The following is a 20,745-nucleotide window of genomic DNA, read 5'->3' on the forward strand; positions in this document are numbered from 1 at the left end:
AATATGAAAATGGTACTTAAAATTCGACATGCATTTGACGCACGGTGGGCCTAAGTTATCGAAAAATCCGTCTAAAGCGATTTCATTCCTATGAAAGCCACGAGGTCTGGTTGTTCCGGCATCCGTCGCGCAGTGGGCGTATTGTTCGCCGTTGGCGCCATGACCGCGCATGTTGCGCATGCGCAGGTCAATCTGAGTTTTTCGAATGTCGATATCAGTCAGGTCGCAAGGGCGATCGGCTCCGCGACGGACACGACGATCATCGTCGACCCCCGCGTCAAGGGACAGCTCAACATCGTCTCGGACAACCCCGTCAGCAAGGAGCGGGCGCTGAAGACGCTCGAAGCGGCTTTGCGCATGCAGGGATTCGCGCTGCTGCAGGACAACGGCATCCTCAAGGTCGTGCCTGAAGCGGACGCGAAGCTGCAGGGCGTGCCTACCTATGTCGGCAATGCGCCGCAGGCGCACGGCGATGTCGTCATCACCCAGGTCTTCCGCTTGAAGAACGAGTCGGCCACGGCCCTGATGCCGATACTGAGGCCGCTCATCAGCCCGAACAACACCATTGCCGCCTATCCGAACGACAACACCCTTGTCGTGACCGACTACGCGGACAACGTGCGCCGCATCGCCGCGATCATTGCCGGCGTCGATTCGGGTGTGTCGCAGCAGGTCGCCGTGGTTCCGCTCGAGCGTGAGAGTGCTGTGGATCTCGCGCCGATCGTGCAGAAGATGCTCGACCCCAGCGGCATCGGCAATACCGATGCCACACTCAAGGTGGCGGTCACCGCGGATCCGCGTCTGAACTCGTTGCTGCTGCGCGCAAGCGATCCGGGGCGGATCAAGGAAGCGAAGGCGTTGATTGCGCAGCTCGACGCGCCGACCCGCGTGGCCGGCAATATGCATGTGGTGCGGATCCAGAACGCCAATGCGAGCGACCTCGCCAAGGTGTTGCGCGGCATGCTGGGTCAATCGAGCGATTCCGGTGAGGAGTCCGACAAGTCCAGCTCGCAGAGTTTCAGTCAGGGTAATAGCGGCGTAGGCGGAAGCAGCGGGGCCGGTTCGTCTACCGGTACGCCGGGTTTGCCGCCGCTGCCCAGTGGCACGAGCGGGACGGGCAGCACGGGCGGCACCGGCGCCTCCGGTTCGGCCTCGGGTAGCGGATCGGGCGCCCAGGGCGGCCTGGTTGAAGGTGCGCGTGGCGGCGGGGAGGGCGGCGGCATGATCCAGGCGGATCCCGCGACCAACTCGCTGATCATCACGGCGCCCGAGCCGGTGTATCGCAACCTGCGGGTGGTGATCGACCAGCTCGACGCGCGGCGCGCGCAGGTCTATATCGAGGCGCTGATTGTGGAGCTGAACTCGAACACCAACGCCAATCTCGGCATTCAGTGGCAGGTCGCGAACGGTGCGCTGCTGGCCGGCACCAATCTCGCGACGGGCACGGGTAACAGCATCGTCAACCTGACGGCGGCCGGGAGCACCACCGGCCTCGCCGGGACGCTCATCAATCAGGGGCTCCAGCAGGGGCTCAACATCGGTTGGGTGCACAACATTTTCGGGGTGCAGGGACTCGGCGCGTTGCTGCAGGCGCTCTCGCAGACGGCCGACGCGAACGTGCTGTCGACGCCTAACCTCATCACGCTCGACAACGAGGATGCCAAGATCGTCGTCGGTACGAATGTGCCGATTCAGACGGGGTCGTATTCGAACCTCACGAGCGGCACCTCGAGTTCGGCATTCAATACCTACGACCGCGTCGACGTCGGGCTGACGCTGCACGTCAAGCCGCAGATCACCGCCGGTGGTGTTCTCAAGCTGCAGCTCTACACCGAAGACTCGGCCATCGTGAACGGCACGACCAACGCGACGGCGTTCCCCGCCGGTCCCGAGTTCACCAAGCGTTCGCTCCAGTCGACCGTGCTTGCGGATAACGGCGAAATCATCGTGCTGGGTGGTCTGATGCAGGACAACTACCAGGTCAGCAACAGCAAGGTGCCACTGCTCGGCGATATTCCGTGGATCGGCCAACTGTTTCGCTCGGAATCGAAGAGTCGCAACAAGACCAACCTGATGGTGTTCCTGCGTCCCGTGATCATCAGCGATAACGATACTGCGCGGGCCGTCACGGAGAACCGTTACGACTACATCCAGGGTGTGCAGGGCGCGTACAAGTCGGATAACAACCTGATCAAGGACAAGGACGATCCGGTGGTGCCGCCGATGCCGCTCGGCCCGGCCGAGGGCGGCGCGCCCGCGATGAACCTGTTCAATCTGGATCAGATGCGCCGGCAGCAGCCCGGCGGCGCGCCCGTGCCGGTGACGAATGGTGGTGCGGTTCAGACCAATCCTGTGACCGTTGGGCCTTCTACCGCTTCGCCTTTGCCGGCTACGAACGGCGCGGCTGTTCAGACCAACCCGGTCACGGTCGCGCCGGCTAACACCACATCTGGAGCGCAGCCGTGAGCACGCTGTCTACGTTGCCGTCGGGCTTGGCGTCGTCAGCGGTGGCGCGAGCCGATGCTGCGGCGGTTCCGTCCGCAGCGGTGCCGTTTGTGGCCGCTGACGTCGCCGTGGCGGAGCACGCCTCGCACACCGAACACACCGAACGCATCGCACCGTCTGCAGTCGCGGCGCGTCTCGTGCCTTACGGCTTTGCGCGCGCCGGTCAGATTCTGGTGGCGCACCAGCATGCCGACGGCCTCGAAGTCTGGATCAGCGAGCGCACCAGCGATGCCGCGCTCGCCGAAGTCGCACGCAATTTCGGCGCGCTTTCCGTCGTGCGTCTGCCGGCCGACGAACTCGCGCTGGCGATCAACCAGGCCTATGCGCGCCAGGATGGCAGCGCGGCGCAGGTGGTCGGTGAAGTGGAAGGCGAAGTCGATCTCTCCCGCTTAATGCAGGAGATTCCCGAGGTCGAGGATCTGCTCGAATCGGAAGACGACGCGCCGATCATCCGCATGATCAACGCGCTGCTCACGCAGGCGGCGCGCGAACAGGCGTCGGACATTCACATCGAGCCGTTCGAGAATGCCTCGGTGGTGCGCTTTCGCGTGGACGGTACGCTGCGCGACGTGGTACGGCCGAAGAAGGCGCTGCACGGCGCACTGATCTCGCGGATCAAGATCATGGCGCAGCTCGACATCGCCGAAAAGCGTTTGCCGCAGGATGGCCGGATCACGCTGCGGGTGGGCGGGCGGCCAGTGGACGTGCGGGTGTCAACCCTGCCGACCGGACACGGCGAGCGCGCCGTGCTGCGTCTGCTCGAGAAGGACGCCTCGCGCCTGAACCTCGCAGCGCTAGGCATGGCCGCGGACACGCTCGTGAAATTCGACAAGCTGATCGGGCGCCCGCACGGCATCGTGCTGGTGACCGGGCCAACCGGTTCGGGCAAAACGACCACGCTGTATGCGTCGATGTCGCGACTCGAAACCACGACGAGCAACATCATGACCGTCGAAGACCCGATCGAATACGATCTGTCGGGGATTGGCCAGACGCAGGTCAACGAGCGCATCGGCATGACCTTCGCGCGGGCGCTGCGCTCGATTCTGCGGCAGGACCCGGACATCATCATGATCGGCGAAATCCGCGACCTCGAAACGGCGCAGATCGCCGTGCAGGCATCGCTGACGGGTCACCTCGTGCTGGCGACGCTGCATACGAACGATGCCGCATCAGCTGTAACGCGTCTCGCGGACATGGGCGTGGAACCCTATCTGCTGGCATCTTCCCTGCTCGGCATACTCGCGCAACGCCTCGTGCGGCAGCTTTGCCCTGCTTGCAAGGAAGAGCGTGTCGAAGACGACGGCGAAGCACAAAGAGCAGAAGGAGCAGAAGCTCAAAGCCGCACCCAGTGGCATCCGGTGGGATGCGAGCGTTGCGGGCAATCGGGCTATGCAGGACGGCGCGGCGTCTACGAGCTTCTGTTGATGGACGACGACATCCGTCCGCTGGTCCATCGCAACGCCGCGGATGCGGAGATTTTCGCGGCGGCGCGCGCGCAGGGCATGCGTACGCTGCGCGAGGACGCGAACCGGTGGCTCGAAACCGGGCGCACCTCGCTCGAAGAAGTGCTACGTGTGACGGGGGGAGAATAGAACGATGCCGGCATTCCGTTTCGAAGCGATCGACCACGCGGGCAAGACGAAGAAGGGCGTGCTCGATGCCGATAGCGCCCGCAATGCGCGCTCCGCGTTACGCACGCAGGGCCTGACGCCCATGGTGGTCGAAGCGGCGGGCGCGCGCTCGCGCGGTTCGCAGACACAACGGCTGGCAGGCGGCAGGCGACTGTCGCAACGCGAGCAGGCGATTCTCACGCGCCAGATGGCAAGCCTGCTGATTGCCGGCCTGCCGCTCGACGAAACCCTGGCTGTCCTGAGCGAACAGTCGGAGCGCGAGTATATCCGCGAACTGATGGCGGCGATCCGCAGCGAGGTGCTGGGCGGTCACTCGTTTGCCAACGGGCTGTCGCAGCATCCAAAAGATTTCCCCGAAATCTACCGGGCGCTGGTGGCCGCGGGTGAACACACCGGCAAGCTCGGTCTGGTGCTCTCGCGGCTTGCCGACTACATCGAACAGAGCAACGCACTCAAGCAGAAGATCATGCTTGCCTTCACCTACCCGGCGGTGGTGACCTGCATCGCGTTCGGCATCGTGACCTTCCTGCTCAGTTATGTCGTGCCGCAGGTAGCCAACGTCTTCGTCAGCACCAAGCAGCAGTTACCGTTTCTGACGGTGATGATGCTGGCGCTCTCCGGCTACATCCGGCACTGGTGGTGGGCGACCTTGATAGGCGTGGCGGCCGTGATATGGCTCGTGCGACAAGTGCTTGCCCAGCCGGGGCCGCGGCTCGCATTCGACCGCTGGGCGCTTACCGCGCCGCTGTTCGGCAAGCTGGTGCGCGGCTACAACACCGTGCGCTTTGCCAGCACGCTGGGCATCCTCAGCGCGGCGGGCGTGCCGATTCTGCGCGCCTTGCAGGCCGCGGGCGAAACGCTCAGCAATCGGGCGATGCACGCCAACATCGAAGACGCCATCGTGCGAGTGCGCGAGGGCACGTCGCTCTCACGCGCGTTGGGCAACACGAAGACGTTTCCGCCGGTGCTGGTGCACCTGATCCGCTCCGGCGAAGCGACCGGCGACGTGACCAGCATGCTCGATCGCGCTTCGGATGGCGAGTCCCGCGAGCTCGAACGCAGGACGATGTTTCTCACCAGCCTGCTCGAGCCGCTGCTGATTCTCGCGATGGGCGGCGTCGTGCTGGTGATCGTGCTGGCGGTGATGATGCCGATTATCGAACTGAACAACCTGGTGCAGTGACGTGTCCGCTTGCTCAGCGTACGAAGCCGTCCGGATTGGCGGCGGCAGGCAGGGTGATTTCGCGCTGAATGCCGTCGTGATCGAGGACGATCGAGTGCGCACGGACTTCGCTCAGCGTGGTGGAGTCGTCAAGCCGGCCTTTGAGCGGAACGACGCGAGCAGGATCGCCGCCGACGCTGACGATCGCAGCGGCATGGCCCGGATCGAAGGCGAGGATGCCGAGCAGTTGCACCTGATCGTGGCGGCCGCTATCGGGCTGGGCGCCGAACAGCGTGGCGCCGGCCGCTGCATCGAGCGGGGCCGGTGGCGCCGGGTGCGAGAGGGGGACGACGGGCGTCGCGTGAAAGGCCCATGTCCACCAGCCGACGACGCCGATGAACAGGACGGCCGAAGCGCCCGATGCGAGCGTAGTGGGAGACGTGAGCGGTTGCAGGAGAGAGCGGGGCATGGTGCGGCTCGGCTTGGAGGAGGAGTGGGGTGCCGCGTTCTCCGGTCGTACGCGGTGCGTGTCGACGGAGGGGCGTGGCGCTAGAGGACACTTCGCATTTTTGGACGGGGAAAGTGAATCCATGATGACTGAACTGAAGATAAGCATGACTGATCGTTTGCAACACTCCGGGAAAGACGGTGTGAAGCGGCGCCGCCAGCGCGGTTTTACGCTCATCGAGATCATGGTGGTGATCGCGATTCTGGGCATTCTCGCCGCATTGATCGTGCCGAAGATCATGAGCCGGCCCGACGAGGCGCGTCGTGTCGCAGCGAAGCAGGATATCGGCACGATCATGCAGGCGCTCAATCTCTATCGGCTCGACAACGGCCGCTATCCGAGCGGCGACCAGGGGCTGCGCGCGCTGGTCGAGAAGCCTTCCACGGATCCGGTGCCGAACAACTGGAAGGATGGCGGATACCTCGAACGCCTGCCCAACGATCCATGGGGCAACGCCTATCAGTATCTGAACCCGGGGGTGCACGGCGCGATCGACGTGTTCAGCTACGGCGCGGACGGCAAGCCGGGTGGGGAGGGCAACGATGCAGACATCGGCTCGTGGGAGTAGCGTGGGCCGCCACGACGCGCTTCGGGCGCGTGGGGGCCCAGGCTGTCGCGTCTCGCGGCGGCGGCCGTCAGCCGGTTTCACGCTGATCGAAATGCTCGTGGTGCTGTTGATTGCGGGCTTGCTGATCGCCATCGTCGCCCTGGCGCCGACACGCAACCGCCGCACGGATCTCGCCGAGGAGGCGCAACGTCTCGCGACGATGCTCGAATCCGCGGACGACCAGGCCGAGGTGCGCTCCGCATCCATCGCATGGGAGCCCGTCAACGGCGGCTACCGCTTCGATCAACGCGCCGAGGATGGCACGTGGCACCCGATTGCCGACGACGTGCTCGGGCCGCATCGCTGGGGGACCGAAATGACGGACGTGTCGATCCGCTTCACGGGCAGCGGCAACGCGACGCCGCGCATCGTCTTCGGCGACGAGAGCATCGACGTGCCCGTCACGGTGACGCTCGACTCGGATGGCGTGCGTCTGCAGGTGGTGGGCACGGGGATCGGCAGTTTTGCGGTGCGCAGACCATGACGCGAACCTTGGGGGCGACGCCTCGAACCGCTTCGTCAGGCGCGCGCGCGGCGAGCCTGATCGTGCTGCTGCCTTCGAGCGATCTGATCGCGCCGGCCGGCTGGCCAGCGACGCCGATGCCGTTTGCGCTGCTCGGGCGCAAGAGCGAGATGCTGCGCGCGGGACATGCTCCGTTCGACGCATTGCCGCAGGCCGGGGAGACGGTGTTGATCTTCGCGGCGCGCGATACGCTGATGCTGCACACGAAGGTCCCGCCGGTGACCGGGCCGCGGCTGCGGCGGGTACTGCCGAACATCGTCGAGGAGCATCTGATTCAGGAGGCGCAGCGTTGCCACGTGGCAGTCGATCCGGTCTTGCCGACGCCGGAGGCCGATCTGCGCTGTCTGGCGGTGATCGACCGGGAGTGGTTCACGTCGGTACTCGAGCGCTTCGCCGCGGCCGGGCATCGGCGCGTGCGAGCGGTGCCGCTGATCCGATGCATTCCGTTGCCGGAGGTGACGCCGCTCGCTGAACCGGAGGACGTGGCTTCAGATGCTGAGGCGCCCGTTCCTTCGATTGCAGACGCAGTTGCCGACGACACCGTTCCAGCAGCCGCCAGCGTGCTGATCGTGCGACGCCAGTCCGGTCAGTCGGTTGACGGTGCATTCGCGGAAGCGGAAGCGGAAGAAGACCGCTCCGAGTGGGTGGAACTCGCGCTCAGGCAAGATTCGCTCGGCCTTGGCATGAGCGTGAAGGCTGCACAACTGGACACCACGCTTGCGGAGTTGGCGCAGCGCCAACCGCTTGAGGTCTACGCGCTGACGCTCGACGAGGATGGCGAACCGTCGCACGCGGTCGTACCCGCCACGTTAGCCGGGCAACGGACCTTGCCGCTGGCGCGCGTCGCGTGCGCTGCGCTCGCTTGCCGCTTCAACCTCTGCCAGTTCGAACTGGCCAATCCGGGCGGTAATCATGCCGCAGCGGCCGGACTCAAGCCATGGCGCGTGTCGCTTGGTTTGCTGGCGGCTTCGGTTGTGGTGTCGATCGTTGCCCTGAACGTGCAGTGGTGGCAGTTGCGGCATCGCCGCGACGCGCTGGAAACCCAGATGACGCAAATGGTGCAGACGGCGTTTCCGGGCACGGCGATGGTCCTCGGTCCGCACGAGCAGATGACGCTCGACCTGGCCCGTCTGCGCGGCACGGCAGGGCAACTGCGTGCGGACGATTTTCTGGCGCTGGCGGCGTCGCTGGCGCATGCGCTCGGTCCGATTCCGTCGCTTGCTATCGCTGAGATCGATTACAACGGCGGCTCATTAGAGGTGAGCTTCAAACCCGGCACCGAAATCGACGAGGGCGGCTTCAAAGGCCGTCTCGCGACCAACGGCCTGTCCGTAGAGGAGGAAGACGGCAAATGGAAGCTCAGATCCGCGCCATCAAGGCCGCGCTGACGGAGTGGTTCGAGGCTCGCGAGCCGCGAGAAAAGCGGCTGCTGGTAGCGGGTGGCGCGCTCCTCGCCGTGGTGCTGCTGTATAGCCTGTTGTGGGCGCCGGCCTGGGATGGTTGCAGCCGCATCAGGGCGAGCTTGCCGCTGCTTCAGGACGAAGTGGCGCAGATGCAGACGCAACTCGACGAGGTGCGCAGTCTCAAAGGCGCTGCCGCGATCCGCGCGCCACAGGGCCTCGCATTGCGCGACGCGTTGACTACCTCGCTGTCGCAGGCGGGCATCCCCGCACCGCAGATCACGGTGCTGGGCAAGGGTGTGCAGGTGGAAGTGAAGAACGTGCCGTTCGGCGTGTGGATGGGGTGGCTCGACGAGGTGCGGCGTTCGGATCACGTGCGCGTGGTGAGCGCGCATGCAACCGGCGAGGCGCAGCCGGGTCATGCCAATGTTTCCGTGACGGTGCAGCCGGCTGCGGAGCAGTGACGATTTTTAATCTGACGAATGCACGGGAGGAGGACGAATCCTCCAGGTCGGAGATTAAACGCGCGGCCATTGGAATAATGAACGGATGATCCATTTTTCCGGTGCACGCCGGGGTGAGATGGGTTCTTCGGCAGGGGAGTTAAGTGTCGCTTGTCAGGTCGCATGGCCATTTCGAATCGACGTGCTGCGTATCCGTCGCCGAAGTGCGCTGGCGGTTGCGATGCGTCGGATTTCAAGCTCGCTGGCCGGTAATTGAGGAAAATCATTATTAATACGGATCATTAAATGTGGATATTTTATGCGTTCAATAATTCTATTGGGGGAATCCGTATCCTGCTCCGTTTTAATAATCCTGATCCGGCATCGTGGATCCCGATTATGTCTGCGCTGTGCTTACTATTAATTTCAAACCAATACATAAGCGGCGCGGATTGTGACCGTTTTGTGCCAAAAAGTACGTACCTTTCCCGCATGGCCGCCGGATCTGGGGATTTGACGATTCCGCCTTGTGCGGCGGCCTTCCCGGGGCAATGGAAATGTTACGGATATTTTGTCGTGAAACCATAATATTACTTCTTTGTAAGAGTAACTATCTGGGATCTCAGATGGTTTTCTCGCATGGAGAAACTTTGTTTGATGGGCAGCCTTGTTAATTCAGGAGCTTCTATATAGACTGGCGATTCCGGTGAATTAAAGCGGCGAAGCAGATTTATTTGATCGCGCAGATATCGCAGTCCGCACAGGGTATGATTTTCGAGGGCCTTGCTTATGCGCGACATCCTGTCAGGCTATGGGGAATACAAGTGAGACAAATACTGGGTCAGGGAGCCATTGAAATGGCCACGCGCGAATTCAGCAAGAATCCGTCGAAGGCTTTGCGGGAGGCCGACGCGCAGCCGGTACTGGTGACGAAGTACGGTCACCCGATTGCCTGCGTGCTGTCCATCGAGTCGTGGAACGATCTGCTGGCCAAGGTTCACAACTGCGACCTGCTGGAGCAGATGAGCCGCTAATAAAGCGGCGAACCCAAAAGCGAACCGCGCGGCGAACCCGGCCGCGAACCCAATCGCCATTCCGGCCGGCATGCAGGACTCAGCCGGCAACACGATGTGCCCACACCACGGCAGTCCAACTGAAATCGCCAATGCCATAGCGCGCGATGAGCGTATCCATGCGCAGATTGACCTTGGCGGAATGGATCCGGCAGTGCACGAGGAAGTAGCCGCTATTGGTGCTGACGAGGGTGCCGCTCGGTAGCGCGCCATTGGTCAGTACCGCGGACAGCAGGAGCGCAATATCGCTCGCGCTCACGAAGTATGCCGTCTGGCGTCGTTCCACCAGCATATGGGCCTGGCTTGCCGAAAGCGTCGGAATGGCCGCTTGCAGCGCCGGCTCGCTGGCGGTATTGGCGTTGACGTTGGTGTATTCGGGAAGCACCGTGACATAACCCGTCAGCGCTTTCACTGTCGCGGCATCGTAGCCCGGCACGCGCGCGAGATCCTGAGGCGAGACCAGTTGCATGGGCCAGCCGTCGCCGGCGCCATTGCCGTTGCCGAGCGAGCGCAACATGTAGCTCGCGGTCGCCTCCGCAAGCGTCGGATTGAGCGCAAGCGCGCCAAGCAGGCGCCGGTAGGCTTCGATCCCTGCGCTATCTATCTGCCAGGGCGCGTTGGGTCCCGCGCGCGAGACCAGATCCGTCAGGTTGAATTTCGCCTGCGCGTCTTCGACCTCTCCTGAGATGTAGGCGTGTGCCAGTTCGCCATTGAGTGCGACGGTGTCGCGCGGCAAAAAATCCGCGAGCTGCACGTCCTGCACCGGCGCCGACCACGCCTGGCCCACATAGACCACGTTGGACGTCGAGCTTTGCGCGCGCAGCGTCGCACGCGCCCATTCGACGGCCGCGCGTTCCACCCACATGGTTTGAACATTCAGGCGCTGGTTCTCCACATCGCGCACCGCCACCAGTTCGCGCCACACCACGCTGGCCGCCAGCGTGGCGGCCAGCGCCACCACCAGCAGCACCGTGACGATAGCGATACCGCGTTGCGGCGTCCTCGGCCGCGCAGCGCTGAACTGTCGCGAGACCGGCTTACGGCTCGTGTTGCACATTGACTCTCCATCGGTTCTGGCCGCTGCGAACCGGGTCGTCCAGTCGTCGGGTGCAAAGATCGTAGTCCGCAACGTGTGCGCTGTCGTGACAGGTGTTGCGTACAAATAGTACGCAACATCGTGAAAAAAATTGACACGCATGCTGGCTATCATGCCGCCAGGGTTTGATGCATCTCCGCGCCAACCGACTGTCCTTCGGTGCCATGCGGTGTCCTGCCATGCAGTTTGATGCGGGTCACCCGTCAATCCGGTTTCCGCAACAGCAGGATTCCCTCGTCAGACAGTGGGGCGAAGTCGTTTAACTCGTTCGTTGTACGTAGCATTGGTCATGAACGGGACTTCTGACGTTTGTATTGTCCACGTCTTGACAATTCACCGGTCGCTGCACGACGAGCCGGATCATCGCGCAAATGAAGGAGTGGCGGCAATGACGCCGAAGATGTACGGGGAAGCATCGAATCGCCGGCGCTGTCTGGCCGGGGTGGTTCTAGCGGGAAGCGTGACGCTGGCCGGTACGGCGCATGCGCAGTCGAATGCTGCACCGGCGCCGGCTGCTACGCCTGCTTCCACGGGCACGTCTGGCACGGCGTCGGGTGCGGGAAACCAGCTGGGACGCTTCGACGTGAACGAATACATCGTGCGCGGCAACTCGACGTTGCCGAGCCTCGACATCGAAAAGGCGGTTTACCCGTTCGAAGGGCCGGACCGCACGCTCGACGATGTCAACGCCGCGCGTGACGCGCTGCAGAAGGTGTACCAGGACCGCGGTTATCAATCAGTGGTGGTTGAATTGCCGCGACAGCAGGTCAAGGACGGCGTGATCGTGCTGCAGGTGGTGGAAGCGAAGGTCGGCAGAGTGCGCGTGGAAGGCGCGCAATACACCTCGCCGCAAGCGATTCGCGATGCCGTCCCGGCGCTGGCGGAAGGCAAGGTGCCCGACTTCACCGACGCCCAGCAGCAGCTCACCGACCTGAACAAATCGCCCGACCACCAGGTGGTCCCCGTGCTGAAGCCGGGCAGCTTGCCGCAAACGGTGGACGTGGATCTGAAGGTGGACGACCAGAATCCGGCGCACGGCAGCCTCGAACTCAACAACGACCAGAGCCCGGATACCTCGGTGCTGCGCACGGTCGCGTCCCTCAGCTACTCGAACCTCTGGCAGCTCGGGCATGTGGTGTCGGGCAGCTTCCTGCTGGCGCCGCAGCATCCGCGCGATGCCGAGGTGTATTCGTTCTCCTACCTGGCGCCGTTGCAGGGCACTCACTGGAGTTTCCTCGGGACGGTGTTCCACTCCAACAGCGACGTGGCGTCTCTGGGCGGTACGAACGTGCTGGGCAAGGGCACCTCGTTCGGGTTCACGGCAATGTACGCGTTGCCCTCCACCGATACCTACACGCAGTCGGTGAGCGTCGAACTCGACCACAAGCATTTCGACGAAAACGACACGATCGCGGGCACGACCTCTACGGCGCCGTTGACCTATGTGCCAGTGACTCTCGGGTACACGGGGCAGTTGAACCGCAAGAATTCGCAGACCACATTCTCCGCGTCGATCACGACCGATATCCGTGGCGTGGGCAGCGACGCCGATGCGTTCGACAACAAGCGCTACAACGCAACGGCCGACTTCATCTACGGCAAGTTCGACGTCAACCACACCCAGGACCTGCCGGACGACGTTCAGCTCCATGGCCACGTGAGCGCGCAATTCGCGAACTCGCCGCTGGTGTCGAGCGAACAGTTTTCGGCGGGCGGCATCAATACCGTGCGCGGCTATCTGGAAGCCGAGGACACCGCCGACAGCGGCGTGATCGGCTCGCTCGAACTGAGCAGTCCGTCGATCGCGAAGTACGTGGGCAGCGCCGTCAACGAATGGCGTTTTCACGCCTTCGTCGACGCGGCGCATCTGTGGCTGCTGAGTCCGCTGCCCGAGCAGATCTCAAGTTTCAACATGGCCAGCGTTGGACTCGGCTCGCGCATCCAGTTGCTGAAGTACGCAAGCGCGGACCTTGAAATGGCGTTCCCGCTCAAGGCCGGAACGTTCACGAGGGCCTATAACCCGCGCTTCGACTTCTACGTGCGCGCGAGTTTCTAACCGGTTTTTCTACAGGCGATGCGCCGGCGCGTGCTGATGTGGCCGGCTTGATCAGGGGAGTGGATTGTGAAGCGAGCTTTATTCCTGTTATTGACGGTCCTGGTGGGTTTTCTGCCGGGCGTGGCCAATGCCTGGTGGCAGAACGACTGGTCCTATCGCAAGGCGATCACCATCGATACCAGCCCGAAAGGCGGCAATATCGCGGAATCCGCTGGACGTGTGCCGCTGTTGATTCGCCTGCACTCGGGCAACTTCCAGTTCGACGGACTCGAGGATAACGGCGCGGACATCCGCTTCGTTGCAGCGGACGACAAGACCCCGTTGAACTACCAGATCCAGCAATACGATCCGGTTCTCGGCGTGGCGCTGATCTGGGTGGACGTGGCGCAGTTTCCGGCGGGCGCCACGCAGAACATCTGGATGTACTACGGCAACAAGAAAGCGCCCGACGGCAGCAAGCCCGCCGAGACCTTCGACCCGGACTACACGCTCGTCTATCACTTCAACGACGCGGCCGGCACGCCGCCGAAGGACAGCACCGCGTACGGCAATCACGCGCAGAACGCGCCGCTGCGTATCGCCGAGGACGGTATCGTCGGCAAGGCTGCGCAGTTCAACGGATCGATGCCGCTCAAGCTCGCGGCGAGCCCGTCGCTGGCAGTACCCGAAGGCGGCAGCTTCAGCTTCAGCGCGTGGGTCAAGCCCAACGCGCTCGCACCGCAAAGCTTGCTGTATAGCCGCCGTGACGGCGCCCATGCCCTGCTGATCGGTCTGGACAACGGCGTGCCGTTCGCCGAGGTGGACAACGCAGGTGCGCCGCAGCGGAGCGCAGCCGGCGCCGCGCTCCCCGTCAATCAATGGACGCAGATTGCGGTGAGCGCCGACGGCAAGAATGTGACGCTGTACGTAGGCGGCAAGCAGTACGCCCAGGTGCCGGCCGCGCTGCCTGCGCTGAACACGCCGGCGGCGGTCGGCGGCGATGTCGATAATGCACCGGCCGGCTTTAGCGGCTTTAGCGGCGAGATCGACGAACTGCGTCTCTCGAAGGTTGCCCGCTCGCCGACGCTGTTCGCCGTGGACGTCATGAGCCAGGGCGCCGAATCGAAACTGGTCAACTACGGCGCCGACGAAAAGCAGTCGGGCTTCGGTTTCGGCTACTTCGGCGTGATCGTCAAGTCGGTCACGGTCGATGCCTGGGTGGTGATCGGCATTCTGCTGCTGATGGCGTTCGTCTCGTGGTTCGTGATGTGGAACAAGGCCAGCTACGTGGGCACCGTGGACAAGGCCAATGGTTTCTTCGTGCGGCGCTTCCGTGAAGTGGCGGGCAAGCACCTGGTGGGTCTCGCGCACATCGACGAGAAATCGGACGACGGCCGGCGCCTGCGCGAGTCGTCGCTCTACCGGCTCTACCGCGCCGGGGTGGCGGAAATCCATAGCCGTGTGGACGGCAGCGGCCGCACGCTGATCACGGCGGAATCGATCGAAGCGATCCGCGCCACCATGGACGCCACACTCGTGCGTGAAAACCAGCGGCTTTCGAAGTCGATGGTTCTGCTCACCATTGCCATCTCCGGCGGTCCGTTCCTCGGCCTGCTCGGCACGGTGGTCGGCGTGATGATTACCTTCGCCGCGATTGCCGCGGCCGGCGACGTGAACGTCAACGCGATCGCGCCGGGTATCGCCGCGGCGCTGCTCGCCACCGTGACAGGTCTGTTCGTCGCGATCCCGGCGCTGTTTGGCTACAACTACCTGCTGATTCGCAACAAGAATGTGACGGCCAACATGCAGGTCTTCGTCGACGAATTCGTGACGCGTCTTGCCGAAGCGCACAGCAGCCCCGACCACTCGCTGGCGGGGAACTGACGAACAGGGAGAACCGCGATGCAAGTTCAGGACGACGACAAGCCCTATGACGACATCAACATCACGCCGATGCTCGACCTGGCGTATGTACTGCTGATCATTTTCATCATCATGACCACCGCCTCGGTGCAGGGTATCAAGGTCGATCTGCCGAAAGCGAGTTCCTCGACGAGCCTCGCCAAACCGCAGACGAAGGCGATCACCGTGTCCGACTCGGGGCAGATTTTCCTCGATGCGTATCCCGTGTCGATGGCGGAACTGGAGGACCGGCTGCGTACGCAGAAGGCCCTCACGCCCGAGTTTCCGATTGTCCTGAAGGGCGATTCGACCGTTGCGTACCAGAAGGTCATGGACGTGCTGGATCTGTTGCGCCGGCTCGATCTGTCGCAGGTCGGCCTCGTCACCGGCAAGGCGCCGCAAGGCGGCTAGGGAACGACCATGGAAATGACCTACGACAACGGGCGCGGCGACGATCCGGAAGGCGGCGGGCGGCGCTGGTTGAAGCCTGCGATTGCCGTACTCGTGCTGCTCGGTGTCGCGGCTCTCGTCTGGCATTTCGCGAGCGACACCGCTGGCGTCAAGCGTGCCGAAGCGCCGCGAGTGACTACGGTCATTCCGTTGCCGCCACCACCACCGCCGCCGCCGCCGAAGCAGACGCCGCCGCCTGAGAAAACCCAGGAGACCGTCAAGACGCCGGTGGACAAGCCGACGGTTGCGCCGAAGCCGGCCGAGGCGCCCAAGCCTTCGGACAACCAGCCGAAGCAGATGACGATGAACGCCCCGGCCCAGGCGGGTACGGACAATTTCAACATCGGTGCGGGCGACGGCACCGGCATGGCAGGCAGCGGCTCGGGTACGGGCAGCTTCGGCAACGCGAGTTACGCGCAGTACCTGGGCTACACGCTGCAGCGGGCCATCGAGCAGGACAAGCATGTCCAGGAGGCGGGCGGCGCGCGCTTCACAGGCAGCCTCAATCTGTGGATGGACCCGTCGGGCCGCATTACCAAAGTGACGATCGTGCAGTCGACGGGCGACGCCCGCATCGACGATGCGGTCATCGCGGCGGTCGAGAGCCTGGGACGCGTGGATGAAGCACCGCCGCCGCAAACGGTGTACCCGAAGCTCGTCAAGTTGCAGGGCCGCAAGCCTGGGTAAGCGGAGCGCCTCGACAGAGTCGGCAACGGATTCAATAACCGGTTCGCTCACGCACTCGTGAGCGGGCAGCACCAGTAAAAAATCAGCACGTTAAGTGGAGAATGGGAATGTCTATGGATACGGCACGGGGACGCCGCAGCGTGATGGGTGAAGGCGGACGGCTGCGACGCACGCGCGTCTGCTTCGCGGTGCTCGGCGCGCTCGGCATGACGCTCGCCGGCGGCGCCCATGCGCAATCGCTCGAGACCCAGGCGGCCGCCGGCACGGCGCCGCCTACCGAGAGCACGGTGATCAACCTGATCAACCTGCTCGTCAAACAGGGCGTGCTGACGAAGGCAAGCGCGAGCGGCCTGATCGCCCAGGCGCAGGCCGAAGCCGCGCAGGCAAAGGCGGCCTCGGCTTCCGCGCCGCGCGCCGCCGCAGCCGTGGTGAATGCGCCGACCCAACCGGGCGACGTCGCCGTGCCGTACGTGCCGCAAGTGGTGCGGGACCAGATTCGCGACCAGGTGAAGCAGGAAGTGGTGGCGCAGGCCAAGGCCGAGAACTGGGCGCAGCCGAACACCTTTCCGGATTGGGTCTCGCGCATCACGATCAACGGCGATGTGCGTGTGCGTGACGAGGGCGAGTACTTCTCGCCGCGCAACGTGACGGGTCTGACGAACTTTGCGGCTATCAACTCGGGTACCCCGTACGACGTCAATCCGAATACCAACACGAGCGTCCCGCCGCAACTGAATACTACTCAGGATCGCAACGAAGCCAGCGTCCGTGCGCGTCTGGGCGTGACCGCCGTGATCTCGGACCAGTTGAGCACAGGCGTGCAACTGGCGAGCGGCGACACCGACGGCCCGGCGTCGACCACCACGCTGCTCGGTAACGACTTCGGCAGACAGAATATCTGGCTGAACCAGGCCTGGTTCAAATATCAACCCCTGGGATGGCTAAACGTCACCGCGGGTCGCTTCGACAATCCGTTCTTCTCGTCGGATCTGCTGTATTCGAGGGACCTGGAGTTCGACGGCATTGCCACGAACTTCCGTCACCTCTTGCCGGGTAACGACAGTGTGACGCTGTTCGGTACGGCCGGTGTATTCCCGATCCAGTACAGCTCGGACAGCTTCGTCGGCGAAAATGCGGATTCGTCCTCGAGCAACACGAAGTGGATGCTGGGCGCGCAACTGGGTGCCGAGTGGAAAATCGACGAGCAGAACAAGCTCAAAGGCGCGATTGCCTACTACGACTTCATGAATCTGAAGGGCGAGTTGTCCGCGCCATGCGCGCTGTACCTGGGCGCGACGAGCTGCAGTACCGACGACGATGCGCCCGCTTCCATGCAAAAGGGCAACACGCTGATCGCGCTGCGCAACATTGCGCAGAATCCGAATCTCCCGGCGGGCGACACGCCCGAGCCGCAGCTCTTCGGGCTGGCCTACAACTACCGCCTGTTCGACGCCAAGCTCGAGTGGGATACCAAGGTGACGGACCTCTTCAAGCTGCGGCTCGACGGCGAGTACGTGCGCAACCTGGCGTACAACACGAACACCGCCTTCAGCGCGGCCTCGACGCCGGTCAACAACTACAACAACGCGAGTTCGTCCAGCACAGTTACCCAGGCGGACTACAAGAGCGGCGCCAACGGCTTCCTGTTCAAGGTGACGCTCGGCGAGCCGGATACGCTGGAGAAGGGGCAGTGGAACTTCTCGGTGACGTACAAGTATCTGGAACCGGACGCAGTGCTCGATGCGTTCACCGATCCGGACTTCAACCTGGGCGGCACCAACGCGAAGGGCTACATCATCGGCGCGCAGTATGCGGTCGCACGCAATGCGTGGTTGTCGGCCCGCTATCTGAGCGCACGCGAAGTCTACGGGCCGCCGCTGTCGATCGACGTGCTGCAGCTCGAACTTGACGCCCATTTCTGAGGCGAGCCATGAGAACGTCCACCCAAGCGTGTCACCGCATCCTGCTCGCAGCCGGCTTGCTCGGCGGCCTGTTGTGCGTCGCCGCGCCGGCTTCGGCGCAGAGCATCGAAGACCGGTTGCGCTCGCAACTTCGTACCACTACGCAGCAGTTGCGCGATCTGCAGGACGGGCAGGCGCAGTTGCAGGCCGACAAGGCCCAGGCCGAGCAGCAGCGCGACAAGGCGCAGGCCGACCTGAAACAGGCGCAAGCCGACCTGGCCGCTGCCAAAGGCAACTCGGGCGAGCAGGCGGCCGCGCAACGTTCGCTCGCCGCCGAGAAGGCGAGTCACGCGAAGGACGACCAGCAACTGGCGAAATATCGTTCGGCGTACGAAGACCTGGTCGCGCAGTCGCGTTCGCATGACGCCGAACGTACCCAGGCGGAAGGCCAGCTCAAGACGGCATCTGCGCAACTGCAGACCTGCGAGGCAAAGAACGCCCAGCTCTATGAAGTGGGCCACGAGATCCTCGATGCGTATGAGCACGTCGGTTTCGGCACATATCTGAAATCGCGCGAGCCGTTTGCGCAAAGTGCGCGCGTGAAGTACGACGAGATCGGGCAGGACTTCGGCGACAAGCTCTACGCCGGGAAATTCGATCCGCGCGCAGCGGCAGCGCCGGCGTCCGCGCCGGCGGCGTCGAAGTAGGGCAGCGCTGCTCGGGCTGCTTCATGGATGGGCGTCTCGATGCGCAGCGCGCACGACCTGTCGGGCGTGTTGGCATTCACCAGAACCAAGGGAAATGATCATGGCAAGCAAGGAAACGGAAGTCGCACAAACCACCACCGCACAAAAGGTGCTCGAAGCAGTGGCGGTCGAACAGGTGGCGGATCTTTTCAAGGCGGCGGGTTACCGCGTGACCCCCGCCGAGCAGAACGGCATCGTTCAGTTGATGAGCGCGAGCCAGGGAGTGGGCTTTGCGGTGCGCTTCGGCAACGCCGCCGCGACCCAAGGCGCCTACCTCGACTACACGCTGAGTTGTGCGATGCAGGTGCAAGGCGAACTGCCGCCGGAACTGGTGTTGAGCTGGAATCGCTCGAAGCGTTTCGCGCGGTTGTCTTCCACCGCGCAATTCCTGCTGCTGGAGATGGACGTGATCGTCGCCGGTGGTGTGACCGAGCGCTATCTGAGCTCGACGATCGAACTGTGGGACCGCCTGATTCAGGAGTTTCTGCTGCATCTGCGCAACCGTCCGGCGATCGCGCAGGCCCAGCAGCAAGTGCAGCAGAGCCAGCAGGCGCCTGCGGCGAAGCGCGCCGAGGCGCAGCCGGCTGCGGAAGCAGGCGACGCCGCTCACGGGGCGACCCTGCAGTGAAGCCGCGCGGCTATAGCGGCAGCTGGATCGGCGCGCTGGCAGCGGCGGTGGTCGGCTTGTTCGGATTCGGCGCGCCGGCGCAAGCCGGTACGGTGCCGGTCGATCAGGCACCCCAGGCATGGGTGACGTACGCGCAACGGATCTCGGCCCACTTCCAGGCGGCGCTCGAAGGCGAAGCGCCCGCAGCGCAGCGTTTTCACGCGTTTCTCGAGCAGCGGATGCAGCCCGACGCGGCTTCCGGCCCGACCGGGGTGCCGGTGGTGTTGAGCATCCGGACGTGGATCGGTGCGACGGGACGCGTGACGCAGGTGGAATTCGCGCCGTTCGGCGATCCGCAGGCCGAGGCGGATCTGCGGCAGGTGTTGAGCGCGCAGTCGGTCGGCCGCGCGCCGCCGCCCGGCATGCGGCAACCGGTAGTAGTGCGCCTGAGTCTGGCTGCACAGTTGTAGGCGACGGCGCGTTGCGCGACAGCGCACGGTCGTCGATTGGCTAACGCAGGAGTGGGAGGTTTTCGATGAAGACAGTTGCCAGGGTAGTGAGCGGCCTGCTTGTATGCGGGCCCCTGATGGGCGTCTCGCTTGCGGCGCACGCAGAGGACGACGTGATTGCCAGCACCGGTCAGGCGTCCGTCACGCAGTCGGATATCACGAGCGTGCTGCAGTCGCTCGACGCGAATACGCGGATGCGCCTCGCCGCAGATCCGGCCAGACTCGATCGGCTCGTGCGCGCCAAGCTCGCCGAGCAGACTGTGCTGACCGAGGCACGCGCCAAGGGTTGGGACAAGCAGCCGCAGGTGAAGCGCGTGCTCGAGCAGGCGCAGCAGGAAGCGCTCGCGCGCAGCTATCTGGCGTCGATCTCGGCGCCGCCGTCCGATTATCCTTCGGACTCCGATATGCAGACGGCCTACGATCAGAACAAGTCGGTCTTCATCTTGCCGGCGGCGCTGCACTTTGCGCAGATTTTCATTGCCGCTCCGCAGACCGCGGACAAGGCGACGCTCGACGCGGCTCGCAAGCAGGCGGCCGATCTGGCGAAACAGGCGCATGCGAGCGGCGCGGACTTCGCGGCCATCGCCAAGGGCAGTTCGCAGGACAAGGCGAGCGGCGCGAACGGCGGCGACATGGGTTTCGTGCCCGATCAGGCGCTGCTGCCGGAAATCCGCAAGGCCGCGGATGCGATGAAACCGGGCGACGTCTCGCAGCCGATCGAGACCGCCGCCGGTTTCCATATCGTCAAGCTGATCGAATCGCGCCCGGCGAGCGTGCGTCCGTTCGCCGACGTGAAAGAGCAGATCCGTGCGACCTTGCGTCAGCAGCGCGAGGCACAAACCGCCCAGGCTTATCTGGCGAAGGCGGTGGGGCCAGGCACGGTGGCGATCAACGAAGGCGCCCTGAAAAAGGCGCTGAGCGCGGCGCAGTGAGCGCTGCGACAAACGCGTGGTGATC

19 protein-coding genes are annotated in these 20,745 nt (G+C 63.9%); 17 read left to right on the forward strand and 2 right to left on the reverse strand.

Translation table 11 applies throughout. The annotated features are described in order from the left end of the window. The first annotated feature begins 159 nt into the window (after window positions 1–159). Genes gspD through gspF form a run of 3 tightly spaced genes read left to right on the forward strand, consistent with a single transcriptional unit; the run spans window position 160 to window position 5,322 of the window. Entirely contained in the window at window positions 160–2,466 is a 2,307-nt protein-coding gene (gspD, locus tag BUS12_RS04400) for a type II secretion system secretin GspD (RefSeq protein WP_074297081.1), read from the forward strand. Next, entirely contained in the window at window positions 2,463–4,100 is a 1,638-nt protein-coding gene (gspE, locus tag BUS12_RS04405) for a type II secretion system ATPase GspE (protein ID WP_074294415.1), read from the forward strand. The genes gspD and gspE overlap by 4 nt, the downstream gene beginning before the upstream one ends. A 4-nt stretch (window positions 4,101–4,104) precedes the next feature. After that, a complete protein-coding gene (gene gspF, locus BUS12_RS04410) occupies window positions 4,105–5,322 on the forward strand; it encodes a type II secretion system inner membrane protein GspF (RefSeq protein ID WP_074294416.1) in 1,218 nt (405 codons plus the stop codon). Between the two features lie 13 nt (window positions 5,323–5,335). Here the strand turns inward: gspF and BUS12_RS04415 are convergent, their stop codons facing one another. Next, window positions 5,336–5,770, reverse strand: coding sequence for a hypothetical protein (locus BUS12_RS04415; RefSeq protein WP_074294417.1), 435 nt, complete (start codon window positions 5,768–5,770; stop codon window positions 5,336–5,338). A 145-nt stretch (window positions 5,771–5,915) separates the two neighbouring features. On the opposite strand from BUS12_RS04415, the gene gspG reads away from it, so the two are divergent. The 5 genes from gspG to BUS12_RS37755 all read left to right on the forward strand — a co-directional run bounded on the left by gspG (window position 5,916) and on the right by BUS12_RS37755 (window position 9,816). After that, complete coding sequence (gene gspG / locus BUS12_RS04420; protein ID WP_074294418.1) at window positions 5,916–6,377, forward strand: type II secretion system major pseudopilin GspG; 462 nt, start codon at window positions 5,916–5,918, stop codon at window positions 6,375–6,377. Then, window positions 6,352–6,900 carry a prepilin-type N-terminal cleavage/methylation domain-containing protein gene (locus BUS12_RS04425; protein WP_074294419.1) on the forward strand — a complete coding sequence of 183 codons (549 nt, stop codon included), beginning with the start codon at window positions 6,352–6,354 and terminating at the stop codon, window positions 6,898–6,900. Before gspG ends, BUS12_RS04425 begins: the two co-directional genes overlap by 26 nt. After that, entirely contained in the window at window positions 6,897–8,327 is a 1,431-nt protein-coding gene (gene gspL, locus BUS12_RS04430; protein WP_074294420.1) for a type II secretion system protein GspL, read from the forward strand. The genes BUS12_RS04425 and gspL overlap by 4 nt, the downstream gene beginning before the upstream one ends. After that, window positions 8,291–8,803 (forward strand): type II secretion system protein GspM, encoded by a 513-nt coding sequence (gene gspM, locus BUS12_RS04435; RefSeq protein WP_074294421.1) that lies wholly within the window; start codon window positions 8,291–8,293, stop codon window positions 8,801–8,803. The genes gspL and gspM overlap by 37 nt, the downstream gene beginning before the upstream one ends. An 836-nt stretch (window positions 8,804–9,639) precedes the next feature. Continuing rightward, complete coding sequence (locus BUS12_RS37755; protein ID WP_253190003.1) at window positions 9,640–9,816, forward strand: type II toxin-antitoxin system prevent-host-death family antitoxin; 177 nt, start codon at window positions 9,640–9,642, stop codon at window positions 9,814–9,816. Window positions 9,817–9,895: 79 nt separating this feature from the next. Here the strand turns inward: BUS12_RS37755 and gspK are convergent, their stop codons facing one another. Beyond that, window positions 9,896–10,912 carry a type II secretion system minor pseudopilin GspK gene (gspK, locus tag BUS12_RS04445; RefSeq protein WP_074294422.1) on the reverse strand — a complete coding sequence of 339 codons (1,017 nt, stop codon included), beginning with the start codon at window positions 10,910–10,912 and terminating at the stop codon, window positions 9,896–9,898. Between the two features lie 427 nt (window positions 10,913–11,339). Here gspK and BUS12_RS04450 point away from each other — a divergent pair, with 427 nt between their 5' ends. The 9 genes from BUS12_RS04450 (at window position 11,340) to BUS12_RS04490 (ending at window position 20,720) form a co-directional block, all read left to right on the forward strand. Next, window positions 11,340–13,007, forward strand: coding sequence for a ShlB/FhaC/HecB family hemolysin secretion/activation protein (locus BUS12_RS04450; protein WP_074294423.1), 1,668 nt, complete (start codon window positions 11,340–11,342; stop codon window positions 13,005–13,007). A 66-nt stretch (window positions 13,008–13,073) separates the two neighbouring features. Next, window positions 13,074–14,870: a DUF2341 domain-containing protein gene (locus BUS12_RS04455; protein ID WP_074294424.1), complete on the forward strand. Its 1,797-nt coding sequence runs from the start codon at window positions 13,074–13,076 to the stop codon at window positions 14,868–14,870. Between the two features lie 18 nt (window positions 14,871–14,888). After that, window positions 14,889–15,299 carry an ExbD/TolR family protein gene (locus BUS12_RS04460; RefSeq protein ID WP_074294425.1) on the forward strand — a complete coding sequence of 137 codons (411 nt, stop codon included), beginning with the start codon at window positions 14,889–14,891 and terminating at the stop codon, window positions 15,297–15,299. A 9-nt stretch (window positions 15,300–15,308) separates the two neighbouring features. Then, complete coding sequence (locus BUS12_RS04465) at window positions 15,309–16,025, forward strand: energy transducer TonB family protein (protein WP_074294426.1); 717 nt, start codon at window positions 15,309–15,311, stop codon at window positions 16,023–16,025. 107 nt (window positions 16,026–16,132) lie between these two features. Further along, entirely contained in the window at window positions 16,133–17,947 is a 1,815-nt protein-coding gene (locus tag BUS12_RS04470; protein WP_143788255.1) for a putative porin, read from the forward strand. Window positions 17,948–17,955: 8 nt separating this feature from the next. After that, the gene (locus BUS12_RS04475; protein WP_074294428.1) at window positions 17,956–18,633 is read left to right on the forward strand and encodes an HlyD family secretion protein; all 678 of its coding nucleotides are present in this window, start codon (window positions 17,956–17,958) and stop codon (window positions 18,631–18,633) included. A 100-nt stretch (window positions 18,634–18,733) separates the two neighbouring features. Next, complete coding sequence (locus BUS12_RS04480) at window positions 18,734–19,300, forward strand: YbjN domain-containing protein (protein ID WP_074297083.1); 567 nt, start codon at window positions 18,734–18,736, stop codon at window positions 19,298–19,300. Continuing rightward, window positions 19,297–19,749 (forward strand): hypothetical protein, encoded by a 453-nt coding sequence (locus BUS12_RS04485; RefSeq protein WP_074294429.1) that lies wholly within the window; start codon window positions 19,297–19,299, stop codon window positions 19,747–19,749. The genes BUS12_RS04480 and BUS12_RS04485 overlap by 4 nt, the downstream gene beginning before the upstream one ends. Window positions 19,750–19,814: 65 nt before the next feature. After that, window positions 19,815–20,720, forward strand: a complete 906-nt coding sequence (locus BUS12_RS04490; RefSeq protein WP_074294430.1) for a peptidylprolyl isomerase — start codon at window positions 19,815–19,817, stop codon at window positions 20,718–20,720. Window positions 20,721–20,745 lie beyond the last annotated feature (25 nt).

It is taken from the genome of Paraburkholderia phenazinium (genome assembly GCF_900142845.1).
Lineage (GTDB): Bacteria > Pseudomonadota > Gammaproteobacteria > Burkholderiales > Burkholderiaceae > Paraburkholderia > Paraburkholderia phenazinium_A.

Coding starts and splice junctions, on each gene's coding strand:
- BUS12_RS04490 (WP_074294430.1), top strand. CDS start 19,815: ATGAAGACAGTTGCCAGGGTAGTGAGCGGCCTGCTTGTATGCGGGCCC.
- BUS12_RS04475 (WP_074294428.1), top strand. CDS start 17,956: ATGAGAACGTCCACCCAAGCGTGTCACCGCATCCTGCTCGCAGCCGGC.
- gspL (WP_074294420.1), top strand. CDS start 6,897: ATGACGCGAACCTTGGGGGCGACGCCTCGAACCGCTTCGTCAGGCGCG.
- gspK (WP_074294422.1), bottom strand. CDS start 10,912: ATGTGCAACACGAGCCGTAAGCCGGTCTCGCGACAGTTCAGCGCTGCG.
- BUS12_RS04480 (WP_074297083.1), top strand. CDS start 18,734: ATGGCAAGCAAGGAAACGGAAGTCGCACAAACCACCACCGCACAAAAG.
- BUS12_RS04460 (WP_074294425.1), top strand. CDS start 14,889: ATGCAAGTTCAGGACGACGACAAGCCCTATGACGACATCAACATCACG.
- gspF (WP_074294416.1), top strand. CDS start 4,105: ATGCCGGCATTCCGTTTCGAAGCGATCGACCACGCGGGCAAGACGAAG.
- BUS12_RS04470 (WP_143788255.1), top strand. CDS start 16,133: ATGTCTATGGATACGGCACGGGGACGCCGCAGCGTGATGGGTGAAGGC.
- gspM (WP_074294421.1), top strand. CDS start 8,291: ATGGAAGCTCAGATCCGCGCCATCAAGGCCGCGCTGACGGAGTGGTTC.
- BUS12_RS04415 (WP_074294417.1), bottom strand. CDS start 5,770: ATGCCCCGCTCTCTCCTGCAACCGCTCACGTCTCCCACTACGCTCGCA.
- BUS12_RS04450 (WP_074294423.1), top strand. CDS start 11,340: ATGACGCCGAAGATGTACGGGGAAGCATCGAATCGCCGGCGCTGTCTG.
- gspD (WP_074297081.1), top strand. CDS start 160: ATGACCGCGCATGTTGCGCATGCGCAGGTCAATCTGAGTTTTTCGAAT.
- BUS12_RS04465 (WP_074294426.1), top strand. CDS start 15,309: ATGGAAATGACCTACGACAACGGGCGCGGCGACGATCCGGAAGGCGGC.
- gspG (WP_074294418.1), top strand. CDS start 5,916: ATGACTGATCGTTTGCAACACTCCGGGAAAGACGGTGTGAAGCGGCGC.
- BUS12_RS37755 (WP_253190003.1), top strand. CDS start 9,640: ATGGCCACGCGCGAATTCAGCAAGAATCCGTCGAAGGCTTTGCGGGAG.
- BUS12_RS04425 (WP_074294419.1), top strand. CDS start 6,352: ATGCAGACATCGGCTCGTGGGAGTAGCGTGGGCCGCCACGACGCGCTT.